Source organism: Amycolatopsis sp. cmx-4-61 (genome assembly GCF_046548775.1).
Taxonomy (GTDB): Bacteria; Actinomycetota; Actinomycetes; order Mycobacteriales; family Pseudonocardiaceae; genus Amycolatopsis.
In genome coordinates this window covers 87,591-109,900 of the sequence record NZ_JAEBEI010000023.1, presented here as the reverse complement: position 1 = coordinate 109,900, position 22,310 = coordinate 87,591, and the positions used below count along the sequence as shown (strand labels likewise).

Annotated in this window: 23 protein-coding genes; 12 read left to right on the top strand and 11 right to left on the bottom strand. The window is 70.9% G+C overall.

Going from position 1 to position 22,310, the window contains the following annotated elements; genetic code table 11:
• Window positions 1-3: 3 nt before the first annotated feature.
• The 5 genes from ACLJOU_RS40500 to infC all read right to left on the bottom strand — a co-directional run bounded on the left by ACLJOU_RS40500 (window position 4) and on the right by infC (window position 3,037).
• Window positions 4-837 carry a DUF6159 family protein gene (locus ACLJOU_RS40500; RefSeq protein ID WP_410574572.1) on the bottom strand — a complete coding sequence of 278 codons (834 nt, stop codon included), beginning with the start codon at window positions 835-837 and terminating at the stop codon, window positions 4-6.
• Window positions 838-898: 61 nt separating this feature from the next.
• The gene (locus tag ACLJOU_RS40495) at window positions 899-1,714 is read right to left on the bottom strand and encodes a TrmH family RNA methyltransferase (RefSeq protein WP_410574595.1); all 816 of its coding nucleotides are present in this window, start codon (window positions 1,712-1,714) and stop codon (window positions 899-901) included.
• Window positions 1,711-2,088, bottom strand: a complete 378-nt coding sequence (gene rplT / locus ACLJOU_RS40490; protein WP_285993302.1) for a 50S ribosomal protein L20 — start codon at window positions 2,086-2,088, stop codon at window positions 1,711-1,713. Before rplT ends, ACLJOU_RS40495 begins: the two co-directional genes overlap by 4 nt.
• 67 nt (window positions 2,089-2,155) lie before the next feature.
• Window positions 2,156-2,350: a 50S ribosomal protein L35 gene (gene rpmI, locus ACLJOU_RS40485; protein WP_013227847.1), complete on the bottom strand. Its 195-nt coding sequence runs from the start codon at window positions 2,348-2,350 to the stop codon at window positions 2,156-2,158.
• Between the two features lie 69 nt (window positions 2,351-2,419).
• On the bottom strand, window positions 2,420-3,037 hold the full coding sequence (gene infC, locus ACLJOU_RS40480; RefSeq protein ID WP_410574571.1) for a translation initiation factor IF-3: 618 nt from the start codon (window positions 3,035-3,037) through the stop codon (window positions 2,420-2,422).
• Window positions 3,038-3,235: 198 nt separating this feature from the next.
• On the opposite strand from infC, the gene ACLJOU_RS40475 reads away from it, so the two are divergent.
• The 3 genes from ACLJOU_RS40475 (at window position 3,236) to ACLJOU_RS40465 (ending at window position 5,417) form a co-directional block, all read left to right on the top strand.
• On the top strand, window positions 3,236-3,595 hold the full coding sequence (locus ACLJOU_RS40475; protein ID WP_410574570.1) for a DUF1844 domain-containing protein: 360 nt from the start codon (window positions 3,236-3,238) through the stop codon (window positions 3,593-3,595).
• Between the two features lie 194 nt (window positions 3,596-3,789).
• Complete coding sequence (locus ACLJOU_RS40470) at window positions 3,790-4,425, top strand: GntR family transcriptional regulator (protein ID WP_410574569.1); 636 nt, start codon at window positions 3,790-3,792, stop codon at window positions 4,423-4,425.
• Entirely contained in the window at window positions 4,422-5,417 is a 996-nt protein-coding gene (locus tag ACLJOU_RS40465) for a 1-aminocyclopropane-1-carboxylate deaminase (RefSeq protein ID WP_410574568.1), read from the top strand. Before ACLJOU_RS40470 ends, ACLJOU_RS40465 begins: the two co-directional genes overlap by 4 nt.
• Before the next feature lie 33 nt (window positions 5,418-5,450).
• On the opposite strand, the gene ACLJOU_RS40460 is transcribed toward ACLJOU_RS40465, so the two are convergent.
• Genes ACLJOU_RS40460 through ACLJOU_RS40450 form a run of 3 tightly spaced genes read right to left on the bottom strand, consistent with a single transcriptional unit; the run spans window position 5,451 to window position 7,524 of the window.
• Window positions 5,451-5,834, bottom strand: coding sequence for a RidA family protein (locus ACLJOU_RS40460; RefSeq protein WP_410574567.1), 384 nt, complete (start codon window positions 5,832-5,834; stop codon window positions 5,451-5,453).
• The gene (locus ACLJOU_RS40455) at window positions 5,834-6,592 is read right to left on the bottom strand and encodes an IclR family transcriptional regulator (protein ID WP_410574566.1); all 759 of its coding nucleotides are present in this window, start codon (window positions 6,590-6,592) and stop codon (window positions 5,834-5,836) included. The genes ACLJOU_RS40460 and ACLJOU_RS40455 overlap by 1 nt, the downstream gene beginning before the upstream one ends.
• On the bottom strand, window positions 6,589-7,524 hold the full coding sequence (locus ACLJOU_RS40450; protein WP_410574594.1) for a sugar kinase: 936 nt from the start codon (window positions 7,522-7,524) through the stop codon (window positions 6,589-6,591). Before ACLJOU_RS40450 ends, ACLJOU_RS40455 begins: the two co-directional genes overlap by 4 nt.
• A 168-nt stretch (window positions 7,525-7,692) precedes the next feature.
• Here ACLJOU_RS40450 and ACLJOU_RS40445 point away from each other — a divergent pair, with 168 nt between their 5' ends.
• The 9 genes from ACLJOU_RS40445 to ACLJOU_RS40405 all read left to right on the top strand — a co-directional run bounded on the left by ACLJOU_RS40445 (window position 7,693) and on the right by ACLJOU_RS40405 (window position 18,052).
• Entirely contained in the window at window positions 7,693-8,991 is a 1,299-nt protein-coding gene (locus ACLJOU_RS40445; protein ID WP_410574565.1) for an amino acid deaminase, read from the top strand.
• Complete coding sequence (locus ACLJOU_RS40440) at window positions 8,991-10,586, top strand: N-acyl-D-amino-acid deacylase family protein (RefSeq protein WP_410574564.1); 1,596 nt, start codon at window positions 8,991-8,993, stop codon at window positions 10,584-10,586. Before ACLJOU_RS40445 ends, ACLJOU_RS40440 begins: the two co-directional genes overlap by 1 nt.
• Window positions 10,583-11,971 carry a GntP family permease gene (locus tag ACLJOU_RS40435; protein WP_410574563.1) on the top strand — a complete coding sequence of 463 codons (1,389 nt, stop codon included), beginning with the start codon at window positions 10,583-10,585 and terminating at the stop codon, window positions 11,969-11,971. The genes ACLJOU_RS40440 and ACLJOU_RS40435 overlap by 4 nt, the downstream gene beginning before the upstream one ends.
• A 48-nt stretch (window positions 11,972-12,019) precedes the next feature.
• A complete protein-coding gene (locus ACLJOU_RS40430; RefSeq protein WP_410574562.1) occupies window positions 12,020-13,150 on the top strand; it encodes a lactonase family protein in 1,131 nt (376 codons plus the stop codon).
• Between the two features lie 8 nt (window positions 13,151-13,158).
• A complete protein-coding gene (locus ACLJOU_RS40425) occupies window positions 13,159-14,442 on the top strand; it encodes an extracellular solute-binding protein (protein ID WP_410574561.1) in 1,284 nt (427 codons plus the stop codon).
• Window positions 14,442-15,389: a carbohydrate ABC transporter permease gene (locus tag ACLJOU_RS40420; protein WP_410574560.1), complete on the top strand. Its 948-nt coding sequence runs from the start codon at window positions 14,442-14,444 to the stop codon at window positions 15,387-15,389. The genes ACLJOU_RS40425 and ACLJOU_RS40420 overlap by 1 nt, the downstream gene beginning before the upstream one ends.
• Window positions 15,380-16,228, top strand: coding sequence for a carbohydrate ABC transporter permease (locus tag ACLJOU_RS40415; RefSeq protein ID WP_410574559.1), 849 nt, complete (start codon window positions 15,380-15,382; stop codon window positions 16,226-16,228). The genes ACLJOU_RS40420 and ACLJOU_RS40415 overlap by 10 nt, the downstream gene beginning before the upstream one ends.
• Before the next feature lies 1 nt (window position 16,229).
• Window positions 16,230-17,597, top strand: coding sequence for a beta-N-acetylhexosaminidase (locus tag ACLJOU_RS40410; protein WP_410574558.1), 1,368 nt, complete (start codon window positions 16,230-16,232; stop codon window positions 17,595-17,597).
• A 158-nt stretch (window positions 17,598-17,755) separates the two neighbouring features.
• Window positions 17,756-18,052 (top strand): hypothetical protein, encoded by a 297-nt coding sequence (locus ACLJOU_RS40405; RefSeq protein ID WP_410574557.1) that lies wholly within the window; start codon window positions 17,756-17,758, stop codon window positions 18,050-18,052.
• A gap of 67 nt (window positions 18,053-18,119) precedes the next feature.
• Here ACLJOU_RS40405 and ACLJOU_RS40400 read toward each other — a convergent pair whose 3' ends face one another.
• From ACLJOU_RS40400 to ACLJOU_RS40390, 3 genes are all read right to left on the bottom strand, one after another.
• The gene (locus ACLJOU_RS40400) at window positions 18,120-19,868 is read right to left on the bottom strand and encodes a M64 family metallopeptidase (RefSeq protein ID WP_410574556.1); all 1,749 of its coding nucleotides are present in this window, start codon (window positions 19,866-19,868) and stop codon (window positions 18,120-18,122) included.
• 90 nt (window positions 19,869-19,958) lie between these two features.
• Complete coding sequence (locus ACLJOU_RS40395) at window positions 19,959-20,627, bottom strand: response regulator (RefSeq protein WP_410574555.1); 669 nt, start codon at window positions 20,625-20,627, stop codon at window positions 19,959-19,961.
• Window positions 20,624-22,198: an ATP-binding protein gene (locus ACLJOU_RS40390; RefSeq protein WP_410574593.1), complete on the bottom strand. Its 1,575-nt coding sequence runs from the start codon at window positions 22,196-22,198 to the stop codon at window positions 20,624-20,626. Before ACLJOU_RS40390 ends, ACLJOU_RS40395 begins: the two co-directional genes overlap by 4 nt.
• Window positions 22,199-22,310 lie beyond the last annotated feature (112 nt).

The following is a 22,310-nucleotide window of genomic DNA, read 5'->3' as shown; positions in this document are numbered from 1 at the left end:
CGGTCAGCGCTGGCGGAACGCCTCGCTGAAGTCGACCGACGCGAATTCGCCGGGCACGACGCCGTCGGCGGCGTAGCGGTACAGCGCCGTCTGGTAGATGCCCGTCAGCGTGGTGGTGAAGACCGCGATCAGCAGCGTCCAGACGATCGCCAGCCCGACGCAGACGAACAGCGTCGCCGTGCCGCCGAGCAGGAAGCCGGCTCCGAGGAGGACGACGTAACCGGCGAAGGTCAGCAGGAAGCCGACCAGGCCGATGCCCGCGGTCCCCACGACGTTCTCGCCCCAGGTGCCGCGGAACAGCTCGACCGAGCGCTTGACGCCGGCCTTCACCCCGGCGCCTTCGAGCATGACGATCGGCAGCACGAGGAACGTCGTGAGCCGCCAGGCCAGGCCGACCAGGCTGCTGACGATGCCGCCGAGGAAGCCGAGCCGCTCTTCGATCGTGCGCAGCACCACGCTGACCGTCGCGGTCACGCCGGCCCAGCCGAGCAGCACCGGCCAGCGACGCCCGGCCGCCGCGAAGCCCGCGCCGACGCCCGGCATGCCGCCGTCACCGCGCAGCGCGATGTCCGCCTGCGAGATCAGGGCGGCGTTGAAGAAGATCGTGACGAACGCCGAAACGAGGTAGAACGCCGCGAGCAGCACGTACGTGCCGGCGGTGGGCCGCACGTTCTCGGTGTCGAGGTGGACGGTGAAGAATGCGGGTGTCAGGAACACGCCGGCGACCAGCAGCCCGGTGATCCCGGCGAGCACCGGGAACCACGCCAGCCCCTTGTGGGCGCGCAGCACTTTGAACGAAGCGGAGAACAGCGCGAACGAACGAGCCAGCCTGCCCATGGAATCCCCCCGGAACGGCCACTGTGGATGATCTGGATGATCGGGGCAGCTTACCGCCGGTTCAGCGCCGCGCCGCCATCGCGCTCGTGTAGACGCAGACGGCCGCGGCGGTGGCCAGGTTGAGGCTCTCGGCCTTGCCGTAGAGCGGAATCCGGACCGCGAGGTCGGCCCGGTCCAGGACGTCGGCGGGCAGGCCGTGGGCCTCGTTGCCGAACACCCACGCCGTCGGCGCGGCGAGGTCCACCCGATCGAGTTCGGCGTCGGCGTAGCCGTGGGCCGCGAACGTCCGCAGGCCCGCGGCCGAGCAGGCGGCCAGCGCGGCAGGGACGTCGCGGACGCGCGCGATCGGCAGGTGGAAGAGGCTGCCGGCGGCCGCGCGGACGCACTTGCCGTTGTGGGGGTCGACCGTGTCGCCCGCCAGCACCACCGCGTCGGCGCCGGCGGCGTCGGCGACGCGGATCACCGTGCCCGCGTTGCCGGGGTCGGCGACGTCCACCAGCACGACCACGAGCCGGGCGGCCGGCGTCACGGCCTCCTCGAGGGGCCGGTCCAGCAGCGCGCAGACGGCCACGATGCCTTGCGGTGTCACGGTTTCCGACAGCCCGTCGGCGGCGCGGTCGGTGATCGGCGAGACCCCGACGCCGGCCTCGCGGGCCGCGTCGACCAGGTCCGCGTGCTGCTCGGCCGCGCGTGCGGTGACGAACAGTTCGTGCACCGTGCCGTTCGCCAGGGCGGCCTCGACGGCGTTGGCGCCTTCGGCCAGGAACCGGCCGGTCCTGTCGCGTTCCGCGCGCCGCGTCAGCTTGCGCGCAGCAACGACCCGGGGGGTCCGTTCGGTGAACGGTTCCGCCCCGGGTCGGGGAAAGCTGCCGGTCAGGCCGACTTCGCTTCGCCGGTGTTCACGTTGGCCTTGGCGAGCTCGGCCAGCGCGGCGAAGGCGGCGGCGTCGTTGACGGCGAGGTCCGCGAGGATCTTGCGGTCGACCTCGACACCCGCGGCCTTGATGCCCTGGATGAACCGGTTGTAGGTCACGCCGTTCGCGCGAGCCGCCGCGTTGATGCGGGTGATCCACAGCTGGCGGAAGTCACCCTTGCGGGCACGGCGGTCCCGGTAGGCGTAGTTGAGCGAGTGAAGCGTCTGCTCCTTGGCCTTGCGGTACAGCCGCGAACGCTGGCCGCGGTAGCCGCTGGCCAGTTCGAGAGTTGCGCGACGCTTCTTCTGGGCGTTGACCGCCCGCTTGACGCGTGCCACGGGTCCATCCTGTCGATCTCAGGGGGCGAGGGGGACGCCCCGGGTGGTTACAGCAAGTTCTGCGGGATCAGATGCCGAGCAGGCGCTTGAGACGGCCAGCCTCGGTCTTCGACACCTCGGTGGTGCCTTCGAGACGGCGGGTCACGCGGCTGGACTTCTTCTCCATGCGGTGGCGCCGGCCGGTCATCTGGCGGCGCAGCTTGCCCGTCCCCGTCTTGCGGATGCGCTTGGACGTCCCGCTGTGGGTCTTCATCTTCGGCATTTGGTGTCCTCTTTCGTGCGGCGGCTCACCGGGAGAACCGGTGAGCCGCTGACATGTGCTGGTCGGCGCTTACGCCTCAGGGGCCGCGTCGGGCGCCTGCTCGGCCTTCGCCTTCGGCTTCACGTTCTTGTGCGGGGCCAGCACCATGATCATGTTGCGACCGTCCTGCTTGGCCGACGACTCGACGAAGCCCAGCTCGGTGACGTCCTCGGCGAGCTTCTGCAGCAGCCGGTAGCCGAGCTCCGGCCGCGACTGCTCGCGGCCGCGGAACATGATCGTGACCTTGACCTTGTTGCCCGCCGCCAGGAACCGCGACACGTGACCCTTCTTGGTCTCGTAGTCGTGCTGGTCGATCTTGGGGCGCAGCTTCTGTTCCTTGATGACGGTCAGCTGCTGGTTGCGCCGCGACTCACGGGCCTTCTGCGCGCTCTCGTACTTGAACTTGCCGAAGTCCATGAGCTTGCACACCGGCGGGCGGGCCTGCGGTGCGACCTCGACGAGGTCGAGGTCGTTCTCCTGCGCCAGGCGCAGCGCATCCTCGATCCGGACGATGCCGACCTGTTCGCCGGCGGGTCCGACGAGACGGACTTCCGGCACCCGGATACGGTCGTTGATGCGTGTCTCGGAGCTGATGGGGCCTCCTTGGTCCGAGGAATGTTTCCTGTTCTCGTTCGACCTGGTGCCCACATAGCGAAGGCCCCGACACCGTTCGGTGCGCGGGGCCCACTCTGTTCCCGATCGTGCCCCGGAGGACACTGCTTCACCCTGGACTGCGTCCGGGTGAGACCGGACCCGGCCACCTGTCCGGTGACGCGGGTGGGAGCGGGGCTCCACTTGCCGCCCCCGATCGCTCGGGGGCTGGTCGCTCGTGGAAGGGTACCAGACGTGTCAGAACAACCCTCCGAACAGCCCCCGTATTCCCCGGACGACCGCCACCTGGCGGAGATCCCCAGCGTGGAGGTGATCAGCCGCGCGGCGGTGATGCTGCTGTCGGCCGGCGCCGAGCGGCTCGGCCTGGCCGACGCCGACCCCGCGACGTCCCCGCACCGCGACCTCGACGAAGCCCGCCGCCTCATCACGGCACTGGCGGGCCTGGTGACGGCCTCCGCGGAGTACCTGGGCCTGCACGCCGGGCCCTTGCGGGACGGCCTGCAGTCGCTGCAGAAGGCCTTCCGGGAGGCTTCGGCCGTGCCGGATGCGCCCGGTCAGGGTCCCGGCGAGAACTACACCGGCCCGGTTTACTGACGGATTCCCGAGCCGCCGCCCACCCGAGCGGCCCCCACCCTCTCCGGGGGGCGTCCCCAGTCCAGTCTATCGGGGGCGCCCGACAAAACCCGGAAAAGGCGGTGACCGGGAGTCGGTTGTCCACATCACGGGCAGCGTGTGGACAACCGCGGCGTGCTTGCGCAATGACCCCACTGCTATCTAACATGTTAGATGTGAGTCTCTCGAAGGTCACTCGCCCGTTGCTCCGCGACGAGGCCTACGACCGCATCCGCCGGGCCATCGTCGACGGCACGCTGCCGCCCGGCTCCCCACTGCGCGACGGTGACCTGGCCGATCAACTCGGCCTCTCGAAGGCGCCCGTCCGGGAGGCTCTCCGGCGGCTGACCGACGACGGCCTGGTCGACTCCAAGCCGCAGAGCTACACGCGCGTCTCCGAGGTGATGTCGCCCGACGTGCTCGACGCCCGCGAGATCGTGCGGGTGCTGCACGAGTTCGCCGTCCGCCAGGCCGCCGCCCGGTGCCGTCCGGCCGACATCGCCGCCATGCGCGCGGCCAACGACCGGTTCGCGGACGCCATCGAGGCCCGGGACATCGCGGCCGCCGTGAAGGCGGACGACGAACTGCACGACATCCCCGTCCGCCTGGCCGGCAACGCCGCCGTCGCCGCGACCCTCGACCGCTACACCCCGCTCCTGCGCCGCCTCGAACACGCCCGGTTCAGCTCCGCGCTCGCCTGGAACTCCGTCGAACGCCACACGAAGCTCATCGACGCGCTCGAAAAGCACGACAGCGAAACCGCCGCCGAAGTGGTTTCGACCATCTGGACCGAACTGCTGGAGGACCGATGACCCTGGCCGACTTCCCGCGCTATCCCCTGCTCTTCGGTCCGTCGCCGGTGCACCCGCTGGAGCGCCTGACCGCACACCTCGGCGGCGCGAAGATCTGGGCCAAACGCGAAGACGTCAACTCCGGCCTCGCGTTCGGCGGGAACAAGACCCGCAAGCTGGAGTACCTCGTCGCCGACGCACTCGCCCAAGGGGCCGACACGCTGGTCTCCATCGGTGGCGTCCAGTCCAACCACACCCGACAGGTCGCCGCGGCCGCGGCGCGCGCCGGGCTCAAGGCCGTGCTCGTGCAGGAAAGCTGGGTCGACTGGCACGACCCGCTCTACGACAAGGTCGGCAACATCCAGCTGTCGCGGATCCTCGGTGCCGACGTCCGGCTCGTCGAAGCCGGTTTCGGGATCGGATTCAAGCAGGCCTGGGAAGACGCCGTCGCCGAGATCGAAGCCGGCGGCGGGAAGCCGTACGCGATCCCCGCCGGCGCCTCGGACCACCGGCTCGGCGGGCTCGGGTTCGCGAACTGGATCGGCGAACTCGAGCAGCAGGAAGAAGAACTCGGTGTCTTCTTCGACACCGTCGTCGTCTGCTCGGTCACCGGCAGCACCCAGGGCGGCATGGTCGCGGGAGTGGCCCGCGGCAAAAAGCGGCGCATTCTCGGCATCGACGCCTCCGCCAAGCCCGCCGAGACCCGCGAGCAGATCACGCGCATCGCGCGGAACACCGCCGAGCTGATCGGCGCCGGGGCGATCCCCGAGGTCGAGCTGGACGACCGCTACCACGCCGGGATCTACGGCATCCCCGACCAGTCCACAGTGGACGCCATCGAGACCTGCGCCCGGCTGGAGGGCATGATCACCGACCCGGTGTACGAGGGCAAGTCGATGGCCGGGCTCATCGACCTGGTCCAGACCGGCGAAATCGACCGCGGCTCGAACGTCCTCTACGCCCACCTCGGCGGGCAGCCCGCGCTCAACGGCTACACGAGCGTCCTCGGCTGAACGCCCCGGGGCGCGAGCCCCGGGGCGCGAGCCTCAGTCCAGCACGCAGAGCACGTCGATCTCGACGAGCAGCTCGCCCGGCAGGCCCACGTACACCGTCGTGCGCGCCGCGTGCGGGGCGTCGCCGATCAGCTCGTCGTAGACCTCGTTGAAGGCGGCGAAGTGGTCCGTGTCGGTCAGGTACACCCGGACCATGATCGCGTCGGCCAGGCTCGCGCCCGCCTCCGCCAGCACGGCCTCGATGTTCTTGAACGTCTGCCGGGTCTGGCCCACGACGTCGTCGCCGACGATCGCGCCGGTCGCCGGGTCGAAGCCGACCTGGCCGGCGACCTGCAGCAGGTTCCCCTTGCGGACGGCCTGCGAGAACTTCGCCGGCGGCTTCGGCGCGTTCTCGGTGGAAACTGCCGTCTTGCTCATCAGTGCCCCTTTCCGTTCTCCGTCCATCCACTGTGGACGGAAGCTTCCCTGGTGGCGGCGGTCAGCTCGGGCACCAGCCCGAGCAGGCCTTCGTAGTCGAGCAGCACCTTCGGCACCGACATCGACGCGGCGGCCAGCACCTCGCCGTCCGCGCCGCGCACGGGCGCCGCGATGCAGTGGATGAAGTCCTCGTGTTCGGCGTTGTCGACGGCGTACCCGCGCTGGGCAACGCGTTCCAGCTCCGCCAGGTATTCCGCGGGCGTGGTGATCGTGTTCGGCGTCCGCACCGGGTACTCGATGGACCGGGCGATCTCCTCGCGGCGGGCCACGGGCATCGCCGCGACCAGCACCTTCCCGACCGCCGTGCAGTGCAGCGGCGCGCGCTTGCCGATGCGCGAGTACATCCGCACCGAGTGCCGGCCCTCGAACTTGTCGATGTAGACGACTTCGCCGTCCTCGTAGCTGGCCAGGTGCACGGTGTGCCCCGTTCGCGTGTTGAGGGCGGCGAGCGCGGGGTGGGCGCTGCGGCGGACGTCGAAGGAGTCCAGGGCCTGGTTGGCGAGGTCGAACATGGCGCTGCCCAGCCGGTAGTGGCGGGCACCTTCCCGGCGGACGAAGTGGTGCTGTTCCAGGGTGCGCAGCAGCCGCAGCACCGTCGACTTGTGCACGCCGATCTCGTCGGCGAGGTCGTCGAGGGTCCGCGCGTCCTTCGCGATGGAGTTCAGCAGCGTCAGCGCCCGGTCCAGACTTTGACTCACGTCAGCACCACGCCCTCTCCGGTCAGCCTCGCCGAACGCCACTCGTCCGGGTCCGCGTGCAGCAGGGTATCCACGACCGCACGCGGCAGCGGCACCCCGACGTCGTCGTGGGTGAGCAGGGTGACCGCGGCCTGCAGGTGCCCCTGCCGCAGCCGCTCCAGGGGTGTGGCGCCGCGCAGGGTGGCGGCGATGAACCCGGCGGCGAACGCGTCGCCGGCGCCGACCGGCTCGACGACGTCGACCTGCAGCGCGGGCGCGAACAGCGGTTCGCCCTCGACCAGCGTCGCACCGCGTTCGCCGTGCTTGACCACGAGCGTGCGCGGCCCCGGCAGCAGCGCCCGGAGTTCGGCCGGATCCCCGGTCCCCCACACCCGCTGGGCTTCGTCGTCGCCGGTCAGCACGATGTCCGCCCGGCCGGCCAGTTCGGCGAGCAGCCCGGGGTCACGGCCCGCCCAGAGCGCGGGCCGCAGGTTGACGTCGAACGAGATCAGCCGGTCGGCGCGGGGCATGTCCAGCAGCGCGCGCACCAGCGCGAGGCAGCTGTCCGACAGCGCGGGCGTGATCCCCGACAGGTGGAGCACGCGGACACCGTCGAGGTCGAGCCGATCGAGCAGCGCCGGGCCCATCCCCGACGCGGCCGAGCCCGTCCGGTAGTAGCGCACGGGACTGCCGCCGGCGCCGCTTTCCTTGACGTAGAGCCCGGTCGGGCGCAGCGGGTCCACGTAGCACGCGCTGACGTCGACCCCGTGCGACGCGACCTCGCGCAGCATCGCCCGGCCGAACGGGTCGTCACCGACCGCGCTCACCCAGCCGCTCGACACCCCCAGCGTGGGCAGGTTGCAGGCCACATTGGACTCGGCGCCCCCGATGGTGCGCACCCAGCGCTTCACCTCGTCCGGCGGGCCGGGTTCGGCGGGCACGAACAACGCCATGGACTCGCCCACGCACAGCACCTCGGGCCCGCTCGTCACTTTCCGTCTCCCTGCCCTTCACCCCGTTGACCTGTGACGACCCGGATGCTACACCTATGGCACTCAAAATGCGCAACACTCGTTGCAACATACGCAACAGTACCACTCCTACTGCCGGGGTCGCCGCCGATGAACGCATGCACCATGAACACCGCCGCGCTCGACACGCTCCGCCACGAGCGGATCGACTGGCGCTTCCGCTCGGCCGCCCCGGCCCTGGCCGGGCTCACCCTGGACGAAGCCGCGGACCGCCGGCTGAACCTGTTCACCGACGGGTTCTTCGGCCCCTTCATCGTCCTCGACGAAGAAGCGCTCGAACACAACCTGCGGACGATGGCCGCGTGGTGCGCCGCCCGCGGTGTCGTGCTCGCGCCGCACGGCAAGACGACCATGGCCCCGCAGCTGTTCGCGCGCCAGATCGAGCACGGCGCGTGGGGCGTGACCTGCGCCAATGCCGGTCACCTGCGCATCTACCGCGCCTTCGGGGTGTCCCGGATCCTGCTGGCCAACCAGTTCCTCGACCCGGCCGGCCTGCGCTGGCTGGCCGGCGAACTGGCGGCCGACCCGGCCTTCGAGTTCGTCTGCTGGGTCGACTCGGTCCGCGGCGTCGAGCTGATGACCGCGGCCCTCGACGGCGCCGAGCGCCCGGTCGACGTCCTGGTCGAACTGGGCGCCGACGGCGGCCGCACCGGCGTCCGGGACACGGAAACCGCGCTGGCGATCGCCGAAGCCGTCCAGGCGAGCCCGGTGCTGCGGCTGCGGGGCACCGGCGGGTACGAAGGCGCACTGTCCCACGGCACCGACGAAGCCGCCCTGCACAAGATCAGCTCCTACGTGGACGGCCTGCGCGACCTCGCGATCTCGTTCGCCGACAGGGGGCTGCTCGAAGGGCAGATCATCGTCACCGCCGGTGGCAGCGCCTACTTCGACCAGGTCGCGAACGAGCTGACCAAGCCGTGGCCGGCCGGCCTCGACGTGCTGCCGGTGCTGCGCAGCGGCGCCTACCTCACCCACGACGACGGCTTCTACCGCGAGATCTCCCCGCTCGGCGACCACCCGCGCATCGACGGCGTCGACTCCTTCCGGCCGGCGCTGCGGGCCTGGGCGCAGGTGACGTCGAAGCCGTCGGACGAGCTCGCGCTGCTCACCATCGGCAAGCGGGACGCCTCCTTCGACGAGGGCATGCCGGAACCGCAGTTGCGCCGGACGCCCGGCGGACCCGCCGAACCGCTCGAAGGCCACGTCGTCACGAAGCTGAACGACCAGCACGCCTTCCTCGCCCTGCCGGCGGGGTCCCCGGTCGAGGTGGGCGACTGGATCGGGCTCGGCCTCTCCCACCCGTGCACGGTGTTCGACAAGTGGCCCCTGCTGCCGCTGACCGCGGCCGACGGCGAAACCGTCGTCGGCTACGTCCGGACGTGGTTCTGATGGACGTCGTCGTCCAGGGCGCGCTGGTCGCCGACGGCACCGGCGCGCCGCTCGCCCGGCACGACGTCGGCCTGACCGGCGGGAAAATCGCGGAAGTCGCCGAGGCGGGCTCGCTCACCGGCGGCCGGACGATCGACGCCGACGGGCTGGTGCTGGCCCCCGGGTTCATCGACATGCATTCCCACTCCGACCTGCAGCTGCTGGCCAACCCGGACCACCCGGCCAAGATCACCCAGGGGGTCACGACCGAGGTGCTCGGGCAGGACGGGCTGTCGTACGCGCCCGTCGACGACGTCGTGCTCGAAGCACTGCGGCAGCAGCTCGCGGGCTGGAACGACGACCCGCCGGGGTTCGACTGGAACTGGCGCTCGGTCGGCGAGTACCTCGACCGCCTCGACCGGGGCATCGCCGTCAACGCCGCCTACCTCGTGCCGCAGGGCACGATCCGGATGCTCGCCGTCGGCTGGGACGACCGGCCCGCCACCGACGCCGAACTGACCCGGATGAAGGACCTCGTCGCGACCGGTCTCGCCGAGGGCGCGATGGGGATGTCGTCCGGCCTGACCTACACGCCCGGGATGTACGCCGACACCGGCGAGCTGGTCGAGCTGTGCCGGGTGGTCGGCGAGCTGGGCGGGTTCTACAGCCCGCACCACCGCAGCTACGGCCGAGGCGCGCTGGAAGCCTTTGCCGAGATGATCGAGGTGAGCAGGCAGTCCGGCTGCCCGCTGCACCTCGCGCACGCGACGATGAACTTCTCGGTCAACAAGGGCAAGGCACCCGATCTGCTGACGTTGCTGGACGACGCCCTCGAGGACGGCTGCGACATTTCGCTCGACACCTATCCGTACCTGCCGGGCGCGACCTACCTTTCGGCGCTGTTGCCGAGCTGGGCTACCGAAGGCGGTCTGGACGCCACCCTGGCTCGCTTGTCCGATGTGGACGAACGCGAGCGGATCCGCGCGGAGATCGAGGAGTCCGGTTCGGACGGTGCGCACGGCGTCCCGATCGACTGGGATGCCATCGAAATCAACGGCGTCCGCCACGACCGCAACGCCCACCTCGTCGGGCACAGCGTCGCCGCGTCGGCGCGCGCGACCGGAACCGAACCGGCGAAACTGTACTTCGACACCCTGCTCGACGAACGGCTCGGGACGTCGTGCCTGATGCACGTCGGGCACGAGGAGAACGTCCAGGCGATCATGCGGCACGCCACGCACACCGGCGGCAGCGACGGGCTGCTCGTCGGCGCCCGGCCGCACCCGCGCGCGTGGGGCACGTTCCCGCGCTACCTCGCCCGGTACGTCCGCGAGCTCGGCGTGCTCGACCTGGCCGAGTGCGTCGCCCACCTGACCGGGCGGCCCGCGCGGCGGCTGCGGCTGGCCGATCGCGGGCTGGTCCGCGCCGGGTACGCCGCCGACCTGGTGCTGTTCGACCCCGAAACGATCACCGACACCGCCACCTTCGAGAACCCGCGGCAACCGGCCACGGGGCTCACCCACGTCTTCGTCAACGGCGTCGCCGCCCTCGACGACGGCCGTCCCACCGGCGCCCTCGCCGGACACTCCCTGCGCAACCCCCGGAGAACCCGATGATCCACTGGCTGCAACACACCACCGGCGGGCTGCTCACGCTCGCCGCCGTCTCGATCGCCGTCCTGCTGGTGCTGATCATCAAGCTCAAGCTGGAACCCTTCATCGCGCTGATCGTCGTCGGCCTGCTCACGGCCTTGGCCGCGGGCCTGCCCGTCGGGACGATCGTCGGCTCGGCCCAGAAGGCGTCGGACTCCCTGCTGGAGAAGGGCTTCGGCAGCATCCTCGGGCACATCACGGCGATCATCGGCCTGGGCACGATCCTCGGGTCGATCCTGGAACGCTCGGGCGGCGCCAAGGTACTCACCAGCGCGCTGCTGCGGTCGTTCGGCGAGAAGCGGGCGCCGCTGGCCATGGGCGTCGCCGGGTTCGTCTTCGGCATCCCGGTGTTCTTCGACATCGGCATCTTCGTGCTGGCGCCGCTGGTCTACGTGGCCGCGCGGCAGGGTGGCCGCTCGCTGGTGCTGTACGCGATGCCGCTGCTGGCCGGCCTGTCGATCACGCACGCCTTCCTCCCGCCGCACCCGGGTCCGGTGGCCGCGGCCGGCCTGCTGCACGTCGAGCTCGGCTGGATCATCCTGATGGGCCTCGCCTGCGGCATCCCCGCGTTCCTCATCGGCGGCGTGCTCTACTCGACGTGGATCGGCAAGCGGATCGTCGTCGACGTGCCCGAGGACATGGTCTTCGCCGAAGAAGACGGCGAACGCGAGGACAACCCGCCGTCGCTGGGCCTGGTCGCCGCGATCATCGCGGTGCCACTGGTGCTGATCCTGGCCGGCACGTTCGGCAGCATCTGGCTGCCGAAGGGCTCGGCGCTCGCCGGCGTCGCGGCGTTCATCGGCACGCCCGCGGTCGCGCTGACCGTCGCCGTCCTGCTCGCGTCCTGGCTGCTCGGCCTGCGGCGCGGGTTCACCGGCCGGGACCTCAACGAACTGGCCGCGAAGTCGCTGCGGCCGGTGGCGATGATCCTGCTGGTCGTCGGCGCGGGTGCGTTCTTCGGCGCGGTGCTCTCGGCGACCGGGATCGGCAAGGCCGTGGCCGACTCGCTGCACGACGCCGGGCTGCCGGTGCTGCTCGCGGCGTACGTGATCAGCTGCGGCATGCGGATCGCGCAGGGCTCGGCGACCGTCGCGATCGTGACCACCAGCGGGATCATCGCCCCGACCGTGGCCCAGCTCGGCTATTCGCAGATCCAGCTGGCGCTGCTGGTGATGGCGATTTCCGCCGGGTCGATCATCGCTTCGCACGTCAACGACGGCGGGTTCTGGATCGTTTCGCGGTACTTCAACCTCACGGTTCCGCAGACGCTGAAGTCCTGGACGGCCCTGGAAACCGTGCTTTCGGTGTCCGGTTTCGGAGTTTCGGCATTGCTCATGGCCGTGGTCTAGACCATACTGGAGCCTGTCACCGCCGAAACCCGTTGGGAGACAAAGACGATGACCGGACTTTCCCGTCGCACGTTCCTCGGCGCCGCGGCCGGCGCGGGCGCCGCCACCGTCCTCGGCACGCAGGTGGCCGGTGCGGCCACCACCCCGAAAGGCTGCTTCGCCGGAGGAACCGTGTACATCGGCAGTTACACCAGCGGGGCGACCGGGCACGGGCTCGACGTCACGACCCGCACCGGCGCCGCGCTGAACCCCGTCCGCACGGTGCCGGGCATCACCGACACGTCGTGGTTCGACCGCAGCGCCGACGGCAGGACGCTGTACGTCACCAACGAAGGCGACCCGAACGGGTACGTCTCGGCGTTGAACATCGCTGATCCCGCGAAACCCAGGCTGCTCAACAAGGTTTCGTCAAAAGGCGGCGCGCCGACGCACCTGAGCGTGCACTTGAGCCAGAAGTACGTGCTGGCCGCGAACTACAGCTCGGGCAGCGTCGTCGTGCTGCCGATCCTGGCCGGCGGCAAGCTCGGCGCGGCCACCGACCTGGTGACCCACCACGCCGACGCCGGGCAGGCGCACGCCCACCAGGTGGTCAACGACCCGACCGGCCGCTGGGTGCTGTCGGTCGACCTCGGCGCGGACTCGGTGTACGTGTACGCGCTCGACGTCACCACCGGGAAGCTCGCGTTGCACCAGCAGCTGAAGCTGCCCGCCGGGGCCGGCCCGCGGCACCTCGCGTTCGACCGCACCGGGCAGTTCGCCTACATCCTGCAGGAACTGCGGCCGGAGGTGACGGTGGCGAGCTGGGACGCGGCGACCGGGACGCTGAAAGCGCTCTCCGTCGTCCCGGCCGTGCCCGCCGGGAGCACCGGCGAGCTGTACCCGGGCGAGATCATCCTGTCGCGGGACGGGAGGTTCGCCTACGCCACCGTCCGCGGGCCCAACACGCTGGCCACCTTCTCCGTTTCCGGTGCCACGCTGAAGCTGGTGTCGACCGTGCCCACCGGCGGGAACTGGCCGCGGCACGTGGCGCTCGACCCGGCCGAAAACTGGTTCTACGTCTCGAACCAGCGCTCCGGCACCGTCACCTGGCTGCCGCGGGACCCGGCCACCGGCCTGCCCGGCGCGGTCGCCGGACAGCTCGGCGTCGGCAGCGTCAACTCCGTCTACTTCGCTTCGTGAGGTTCCCCATGAGATTGCGCCGCACCCTGCCCGTCGTCGCCGGGCTGGCCCTGCTGGCCGGCTGCGCCCCCACCCAGTCCGCCCCCGCGGGCGGCGGCGGGGACGACAAGACCGGCACCGTCCGCGTCTGGCTGTTCGACGAGGCCAACCGCGCGCCGAAGGAGGCCGCGGTCAGGGACGCGATCGCCGAGTTCAAGGCGGCTCACGCCGGCGTCGAGGTCGACGTCCAGTGGGTGCCGGTCGAAGGGCGCGCCGACAAGTTCTCCGGCGCCTTCAACGACCCGGCCAACGCGCCCGACGTGGCCGAGTTCGGCAACACCGACGTCTCCAGCTACGCCGCCACCGGCGCGCTCGCCGACGTGACCGGCGACCTGGCGGCGTGGCCGGAGGGCAAGGACCTCATCCCCACGGTGCTGGACACCGCGAAGTCCGGCGGCAAGACCTACGGCCTGCCCTGGTACACCGGCATCCGCGCGTTGTACTACCGCACCGACGTCTTCACCGAGCTGGGCCTGAAGCCGCCGGCGACGCTGACCGAGCTGACCGACACCGCCCGCCGGATCCGCGCCGCCAAGCCGGACCTCTACGGCATCGCCGTCGGCGGCAAGTACACCTACGCCATGCTGCCCTTCCTCTGGGCCAACGGCGGCGAGCTGGCGAAGGACGACGGCGGCAAGTGGACGTCGACCGTCACCAGCGAGCAGGCGAAGGCCGGCGTCACGCAGTACGCGAGCCTGCTCAAGGACGACGTCTGCCCGCCCGCGCAGTGCGCGAACCTGACCGGCACGCAGAGCGTCACGGCGTTCGCCGGTGGCAAGGCCGGGATGACGGTCGGCGGCGACTTCAACCGCAAGGCCGTCGAGCAGGGCGCGGCGAAGGGCAAGTACGCCGTCGTCCCGATCCCGGGCCTGATGGTGGGGAGCACCGCGCCCGCGTTCGCCGGCGGCAACCTGCTGGGCGTGTTCCAGGCGAGCAAGCACCGCAGCCTCGCGCTGCAGTTCGCCGAGCTGCTCGGCGGCGCGAAGTACCAGGAGAAGATGTACACCGCGATGGGCAACCTGCCGACGCTGGGCAGCGTGCAGCAGAAGCTGGCGGCGAACGACCCGTTCCTCAAGCCGTTCGTCGACACCCTGAAGGCGGGCACCAAGTTCGTCCCGGCGACACCGGCGTGGTCGAAGATCGACAGCCAGAACGTGCTGCCGACGGCCGTGCAGCAGATCGCGACCGGCGGCAAGGACCCGGCGGCGGCCCTGGCCGACGCGGCCGCCGCGATGAACAAGGCCTTCGGCTAGTGGTGACGCTCCAAGAGACCCCTTCCGTCACGGCCCCCGCGCGGCGGCCGCGGCGGAAGGGGGACGGCCGGGCCGCCGCGCTCTACCTCGCCCCGGCGGGCATCCTGCTCGCCGCGCTGCTGGCCTACCCGATCTACCAGCTGGTCCTGATTTCGTTCTACGACTACGGCCAGCCGCAGGCCGCGGGCAACGCGCCGCTGGTCTTCCTCGGCTTCGCGAACTACGCCGACCTGCTGTCCCAGGCGCAGTTCTGGACCGTGCTGGGCAAGACCGTCGGGTTCGCCGCGGCCTGCGTGCTCGGCTCGCTGATCGTCGGCACCGGGCTCGCGGTGCTGGCCAGCCGGGTGCGTTCGCTTCCGCGGATGCTGCTGTTCCTGGCCGCGCTGGGCGCCTGGTCGACGCCGGCGATCGCGGGCTCCTACGTCTGGCTCTTCCTCTTCGACACCGACTTCGGGCTGGTCAACGAGGTGCTGACCGGCCTCGGGCTGCCGTTCGAGCACCACTCCTGGACCTTCGGCACGCTCGGCGCCTTCGGGCTGGTCGCGGCCGAGGTGATCTGGTGTTCGTTCCCCTTCGTGCTGGTCACGATGTACGCCGGGATCAAGGGCGTGCCGGACGAGGTCCTGGAGGCCGCGTCGCTGGATGGCGCGTCGGCCTGGCGCACGACGTGGACGATCGTGCTGCCGATGGTGCGGCCGCTGCTGATGATCGCCACCGTGCAGTCGATCATCTGGGACTTCAAGGTGTTCACCCAGATCTACGTGATGACCAACGGCGGCGGCGTGGCCGGACGCAACCTCGTGCTCAACGTCTACGCCTACCAGCAGGCCTTCGCCGGGCAGGAGTACGGCCTCGGCTCGGCGATCGGAGTCGTGATGACGCTGTTGCTGCTGTCGGTGACCGGGCTCTACGTCCGGTCCCAGCGCCGGAGCGCGGCATGGCTGTGAAGCGTCCCGGGCGCCTGATCGCCGAAGTCGTCACGGTCGTGATCGCCGGGATCGTCGCGTTCCCGCTCTACTGGATGCTGCTCTCGGCGGTGAAGCCGGCGGGCGAGATCCAGACGGCGAACCCGAAGCCGTGGACGTTCAGCCCGTCGTTCGACAGCTTCTCGCGGGTGCTCACGGTGTCGGGCTTCGGGCGGTACTTCGTCAACAGCCTGCTCGTGGCCCTGGTCGTCGTGGCGCTGTCGCTGCTGCTGTCCTTCCTCTCGGCGGTGGCGTTGACGCGGTTCTCCTTCAAAGGCCGGACCGTGCTGCTGGTGATGACGCTCGTCGCCCAGATGGTGCCGGTGGAGGCGCTGACCATCCCGCTGTTCTTCCTGATGCGGTCCCTGGGCGGCGCAGTCCCGGCACTGGGTCTCAACGAACTGGGCTCCCTGGTGCTGGTGCACCTGGCGTTCAGCCTGCCGTTCGCGATCTGGATGCTGCGCGGGTTCGTCGCGGCGGTGCCGGTGGAACTCGAAGAAGCGGCGAAGCTCGACGGCGCGTCGCGGGCGCGGTTCACCTGGCAGATCCTGTTCCCGCTGGTGGCGCCCGGGCTCGTCGCGGTGAGCGTGCTCGCGTTCATCCACGCCTGGAACGACTTCCTCTTCGCCAAGACGTTCATCGTCTCCAAGACCGAGAACCAGACGCTGCCGCAGGCGATCCTGGTGTTCTTCAAGCCGGAGGACACCGACTGGGGCGCGGTGATGGCGTCCTCGACGCTGATGACGATCCCGGTGCTGGTGTTCTTCGTCCTGGTCCAACGACGGCTGGTGTCCGGCATGGCCGGCGCCGTGAAGGGCTGACATGGCTTTCGACACGCTGCTTCCCCGCCCGGTTTCGGTGACGCCCGCTTCCGGCGCGTGTCCCTGGCCATCCACAGTGGACGTCCGGACGGCGTCCTTGCCGCCGGAGGGCTACCGGCTCTCGATCTCCCCTTCCGGTGTGGTCCTGGAGGTGGCTGATCCCGCCGGGGAGGTCTACGGGCGGGAAACGTTGCGGCAGCTCGCGGGACCGGCCGCGTTCCGGGTGGCCGGGTTCCCGCCGTCGTCGTTGCCGTGCGGGGTCGTCGAGGACCACCCGCGGTTCGGCTGGCGCGGCTGCCTGCTGGACGTCGCCCGGCACTTCCGGACCAAGGCCGAGGTGCTGCGGTTCGTCGACCTGTTGGCCGCGCACAAGCTGAACGTGCTCAACCTGCACCTCACCGACGACCAGGGCTGGCGCTTCGAGGTCCCGGCATTTCCCCGGTTGACGTCCGTGGGCGGCTGGCGGCCGTCGTCGATGGTGGGCAGCGGGGGCGCGCAGGACGGCCGGCCGCACGGCGGGTTCTACACCGGCGACGACCTGCGGGAGATCGTCGCCTACGCCGCTTCCCGGGCCGTCACGGTGGTACCGGAGATCGACATCCCGGGGCACGCACGAGCCGCCCTGGCCGCTTACCCGTCGCTGGGGACGTCGTCGTCCTACGAGGTCTGGGATTCCTGGGGCATCAGCACTTCACTGCTTTCGCCGATTCCGTCTACTTTGGACTTCTTCCGGCAGGTGTTCGACCACCTGCTGGAAATCTTCCCGTCCCCGGTGATCGCCCTGGGCGGCGACGAGACGCCCGGCGCGACCGACGAGCACCGCGCGTTCGTCCGGCAGCTGGCCGAGCACCTGGTGGCCCGCGGCCGGACCCCGATGGGCTGGGACGAGGTCCTCGACGTCGACGGCCTCCCCCCGATGGTCGTCGCCGCCTGGCAGAACGAGGAAGCGGGCCAGCGCGCGGCGTCGGTCGGCCACGACGTGGTGATGTGCCCGGAGCAGCACGTGTACCTGGACCACCGGCAGGCCGACCACCCGGACGAGCCGATTCCGGTCGGCTGGATCCACACACTGGAGGACGTGTACGCGTACGAGCCGGCGCTGACCGGCCCGCGGCTGCGGGGCGTGCAGGCGCAGGTGTGGAGCGAGCACCTGGACAGCGTCCGCCGGGTGGACTACATGGCGTTCCCGCGGCTGTCGGCGTTCGCGGAGGTCGCGTGGAGCTCCGGGGCGCGGGATTACGCAGAGTTCCTGCCCCGCTTGCGGGACCACCACCTGCCCCGGCTGGACGCGCTCGGGGTGGAGTACCGGCCACTGGACGGACCGCACCCGTGGCAGCGGCGGCCGGGGGTGCCGGGCCGGCCGCGGTGATTACGCGGAAGACAATTTCAATCCGTACACCCCAGCCGATCGAACAGCACTGAATCCGATTTCCGTAACACCCCGCCAAAGCAACGCGACTGGAGGTGGTGTGATTCGGGAGACCACCCAGGGCCGCCCGGACGGATTTACGGAAAGGAAGCGCAGCCGTGCTCAAAGCGTATCCGAAATGGCTCCCGGTCGTCCTGGTCTCTGCCATCGTCGGCGTCGTCATCGGCCTGGTCATGCACGCGAAGAACGCCGCGCAGGCGCAGAGCTGTTCCACCACGTTCGGCGACCTCCACCAGCGCCTGTCGCCGACTTTCCGGGCGACCTGCACCACGGCGAAGTCGATGACCGGGATCAGCACCGGAATCATGGCCGCGTGCGGGGTGGTGGCCGCGATCATGATCGTCATGGCGGTCGTTTACACCATGCAGGCGAACCAGTCGAATCCGGCAACTTAGTCATTACGGTCTCGCCGGACGCGATTCCCGGCGATTCCCGTCGACACGTAAACGCGGCTCCGCTCGGTCACGGCAACAGTGTTACCGTGACCGAGCTCGTCGGCCCGACGTTGCCCGCCGCGTCGATGGAGCGGTACTCGATCCGGTGCTTCCCATACCCGGGATTCCGCTCCGAGAACGGCGAAACCGTCAACCCGCCCGAGCCCAGATTCCCGTACGCCAGACCGTCGATCTCCGTGCCCCGCGGGGTGAACAAGTACGGTGCGTTCGGGTCCGTCGGCCAGCCGTAGTACTTGTGCCAGCCGTCGCCGTCCACGCGGAACTCCGGCATTCCGTCCGGCGACTTCAGGCTCATCGTGAACGACCCGTGGTACACCGGGCCCGGCGGCAGCTCCGCCGTCGTCGCCGGGCCGGTGGCGTCCACCGTCCACCTCAGCGTCGTGCCGCCCGTCGTCGCCGTCAGGGTGTGCGTGCCGCGGGCAACGTCGAGCGGGAAGTCCGTGCCGGTTCCGGCGAACCGGCCGTCGAGTGACCACACCACCGCGGGGATCGAGCCCGTCGGCTCGCCGGTCTCGACGTAGACGACGTCGTGGCCGCCAACCGGGTTCGACACCGGGGTTGAGGCCACCACCGCCGGTCCGGCCGCGGGCGGGGTCACCACCGTCGTATCGACTGTCCAGGTGCGCGTGGCCGACGGACGGACGGCCGGGTCGCGGACGAACGGCGTCGGGTCCGTCACCGTCGCCGTCAGCGTGTGGCGACCGGGCCGGACGTGCGCGCGCCGCAGGTCGAGCGCGTCACGGCCCGGCACCGCGTTGCCGTCGAGCGTCCAGCGGACGTCGAGCCGGTGGTCGACCGGGTGCGTCACGCGCAGCCACACGACCCGGTCCGCGCCGATCGTCCCGGCCGGCGTGCCGCCGGTGATCAGCGGGACCTTCGCCGAGATCCGCTGCGTCATCCGCTCGCGGCCGACCTGGTCGAACGCGTAGCCGAGCGTCTTCATCATCGAGTGCTCGCTCGGCCGCCAGACCCCCGTCTGCGTGTAGAGCCCGCCTTCGAAGCGGCCGATCCGGCCACCGGATTCGCTGGGTTCGCCGAGCCAGCGCCACCATTTGGCGTGCTGTGCACGCAGCTGCGGCTCGGTCAGCAGGGTGTGGTGGATCGAGTCGGGTTCGCCGCCTTCGTACGCCCCGCCCGGGACGCCCCGCGCGTAGTAGTCGTACTCGTCGTCGAGGCCGCCGAGCGAGTGACCGAGTTCGTGCGGCGAGATCAGGGCGGAGAGGGCGTTGCCGCCGGACGCCGTCGCGTAGGTGCCGCCCGCGCCGCCGTACGTCGAACTGTTGCCGAGCGCGAGGATCTGGCGGTTCGCCCGGGTCGTGCCGGGCACGAGGTCGGCGTACCGCTGCGCGGCCGCGTCGTCGACGGTCAGCAGCCGCTGCACGCTCTGCGGGTTGCAGCCACCCCAGAAACCCATGTCCAGCGGAGTGTCCCGGCGGGGCGAGCCGAGCGCCGGGTCACAGTCCACACCGGACTCCGGGGAGGCGATGGACACGGCGTAGACGTTGAAGTAGCTGCGGTAGGACTTGAACGGTTCGAGCGACCACAGCGTGCTGACGTGCCGCTCGACGTCGGCGAAGAACTTCGGCTGCTCGGCGGCGGTGTAGCCGTCCCCGAGGACGACGAGGTTGAACCGTTGCGAGACCGGCCCGGTCACCTGCACCTCGGTGACGCTCGCGGCCGGCTCCGCGGCCGCGGCCGGGGTGGCGACCCCCGAAGCGATCACGAGCGCTGCGACGAACCCGGCCCACTTCCGCATGGCGGCCTCCCCTGGTCGGTGCTCTTCCCGGTCTACCGCAGCGGCCGGAGCGCCGGAACCCGCCGGAAGTCGGGGCCGCCGTATAGGGCGTTATACGCGAGTCAGGCGGTACCAGACCTCGGGCCGGCCGACCTGGCCGTAGCGCGGCTCGCGGTGGGCCATGCCGTTGTCGGCCAGGTACTCCAGGTACCGCCGGGCCGTGACGCGGGACGCGCCGATCGCACTCGCCGCCGCGCCCGCCGAAAGTCCTTCCACCGCACCGGAAAGGGCGTCGGTGATCGCCTCGAGGGTCTGGACGCTCATGCCCTTCGGCAGCGGGGGCTGCTCGGTGGCGCGCAGGGCGCCGAGGGCCCGGTCGATCTCCGCCTGGCCGGTGACCTCGCCGGAGGCGTCGCGGAATTCCGCGTAGCGCTCCAGCTTTTCCCGGAGCGTGGCGAACGTGAACGGCTTGAGCAGGTACTGCACCACGCCGACCGACACCGCCGCCTTCACCAGGCCGAGGTCGCGGGCCGACGTCACGGCGATGACGTCGATCGGCAGCCCGGCCGCGCGCAGCGAGCGGCACACCGCCAGCCCGTGCGTGTCCGGCAGGTAGAAGTCCAGCAGCACCAGGTCGACCGGCTCGCGTTCGCAGAACCGCAGTGCCTCGCCGCCGGAGTGGACCACGCCGGCCACCGCGAAGCCGGGGAGCCGCTCGACGTAGACGCGGTGGGCTTCCGCGGCCACCGGCTCGTCCTCGACCACCAGCACCCGGATCACCGGGCCGCCCCCTGCCGGGGCAGCCGCACGGTGAACACCGCACCGCCGTCCCGGCCGATCTCGACGGTGCCGCCGTAGCGGCGCACCGCCTGCCCGACGAGCGCCAGGCCGAGCCCGTGGCCGTCCTCGGCCTTCGTCGACCAGCCGCGGCGGAAGACGTCGGCGTCTTCGGGCACGCCCGGTCCGGTGTCGGCGACGCGCAGCAGCAGCCCGCCGTCGTCGGAGCGGGCGGTGACGACCACCTTCGGGTGACCGGTGCCGCGCACGGCCGCGTCGAGGCCGTTGTCGATGAGATTGCCGAGGATGGTCACCAGGTCGCGGGCCTCGATACCGAGCGAGACGTCGTCGATGACGGTGTCCGGGGTGACCGTCAGCTCGACTCCGCGTTCGCTGGCTTCGGCGGCCTTGCCCAGCAGCAGCGCGGCGAGCACCGGCTCGGCGACGGCACCGACGACCCGGTCGGTCAGTTCCTGGGCGAGCGCGAGTTCCGCGGTGGCGAACTCGACGGCCTGCTCGGGTTTGCCGATCTCGACGAGGGAAACGACCGTGTGCAGCCGGTTCGCCGCCTCGTGCGCCTGCGACCGCAGTGCTTCGGCGAGACCGCGGGCGGAGGTCAGCTCGCCGGTCAGCGACTGCAGTTCCGTGTGGTCGCGCAGGACGACGACGGTGCCCTGCGCGCGTCCGCTCGAGCGGACGGCGGTGGTGCTCACCAGCAACACGCGCGAGTCCGTCAGGTGCAGTTCCTCCGCCCGGTTCTCCGCCGACGTGAACGCCTCGGCCAGCCCGTCCGGCAGCCCCAGCGTCGCCAGGTCGCGGCCGACCGGGTCGTCGTCGAGGCCGAGGAGCGCGCGGGCGCCGTCGTTGCAGAGGCCGATCCGTCCGTCCCGGCCGACGAGCAGGACACCTTCGCGGACCGAGTGCAGCACGGCCTCGTGGTACTCGAAGAGGTTGCTCAGCTCGTCCGGCGCGACCCCCCGGGTCTGACGCCGCAGCCGGGCGCTGATCAGCCAGCCGCCCAGCGCCCCGACCAGCAGGACCGCGCCCGCCACCCCCAGCAGCGGCCACAGCCGTTCGCGCAGCTCGGCCGAGATCGCCGCGACGGTGATCCCGACCGCGACCAGCGCGGTGACCCGGTGGGCGGCGTCGAACACCGGGACGACCGTGCGCACCGACGGGCCGAGCGAGCCGGTGTAGGTCTCGGTGAGCTCGCGGCCCTGCTGCGCCCGGTCGATCGTCCCGATGTAGTGCTGCCCGATCAGGGCCGGGTTCGGGTGCGTGTAGCGGATCCCGGCCGGGCTCATGATCGTGATGAAGTCGACGCCGGTGTCGGCCTGCACGCGCACGGCGAACGGCTGCAGCGTCCCGCTCGGGTCCGGCGTGGCCACCGCGGCGGCCACGGTCGGGGCGTCGGCGACGGTCGCGGCGACCGCGCGGACCTGGTCCTCGGCGTTCTGCTCGACCGCGCGCCGCGCGTCGAGCCAGGCGAGCGTGACACCGACGCCGGCCAGCACGCAGAGCACCACCAGCTGCAGCACCAGCAGCTGGCGCGCCAGGCTCCAATGGGACCGCAACGTCGGGGGCACCTCCTCATACCAGCACACGCGCCCGGCCGGTGTCCGAACGGGACGGTCGATCATCACACGAACTCAATGAACACAAGTGAGCGGATCACCGGACTCGGCC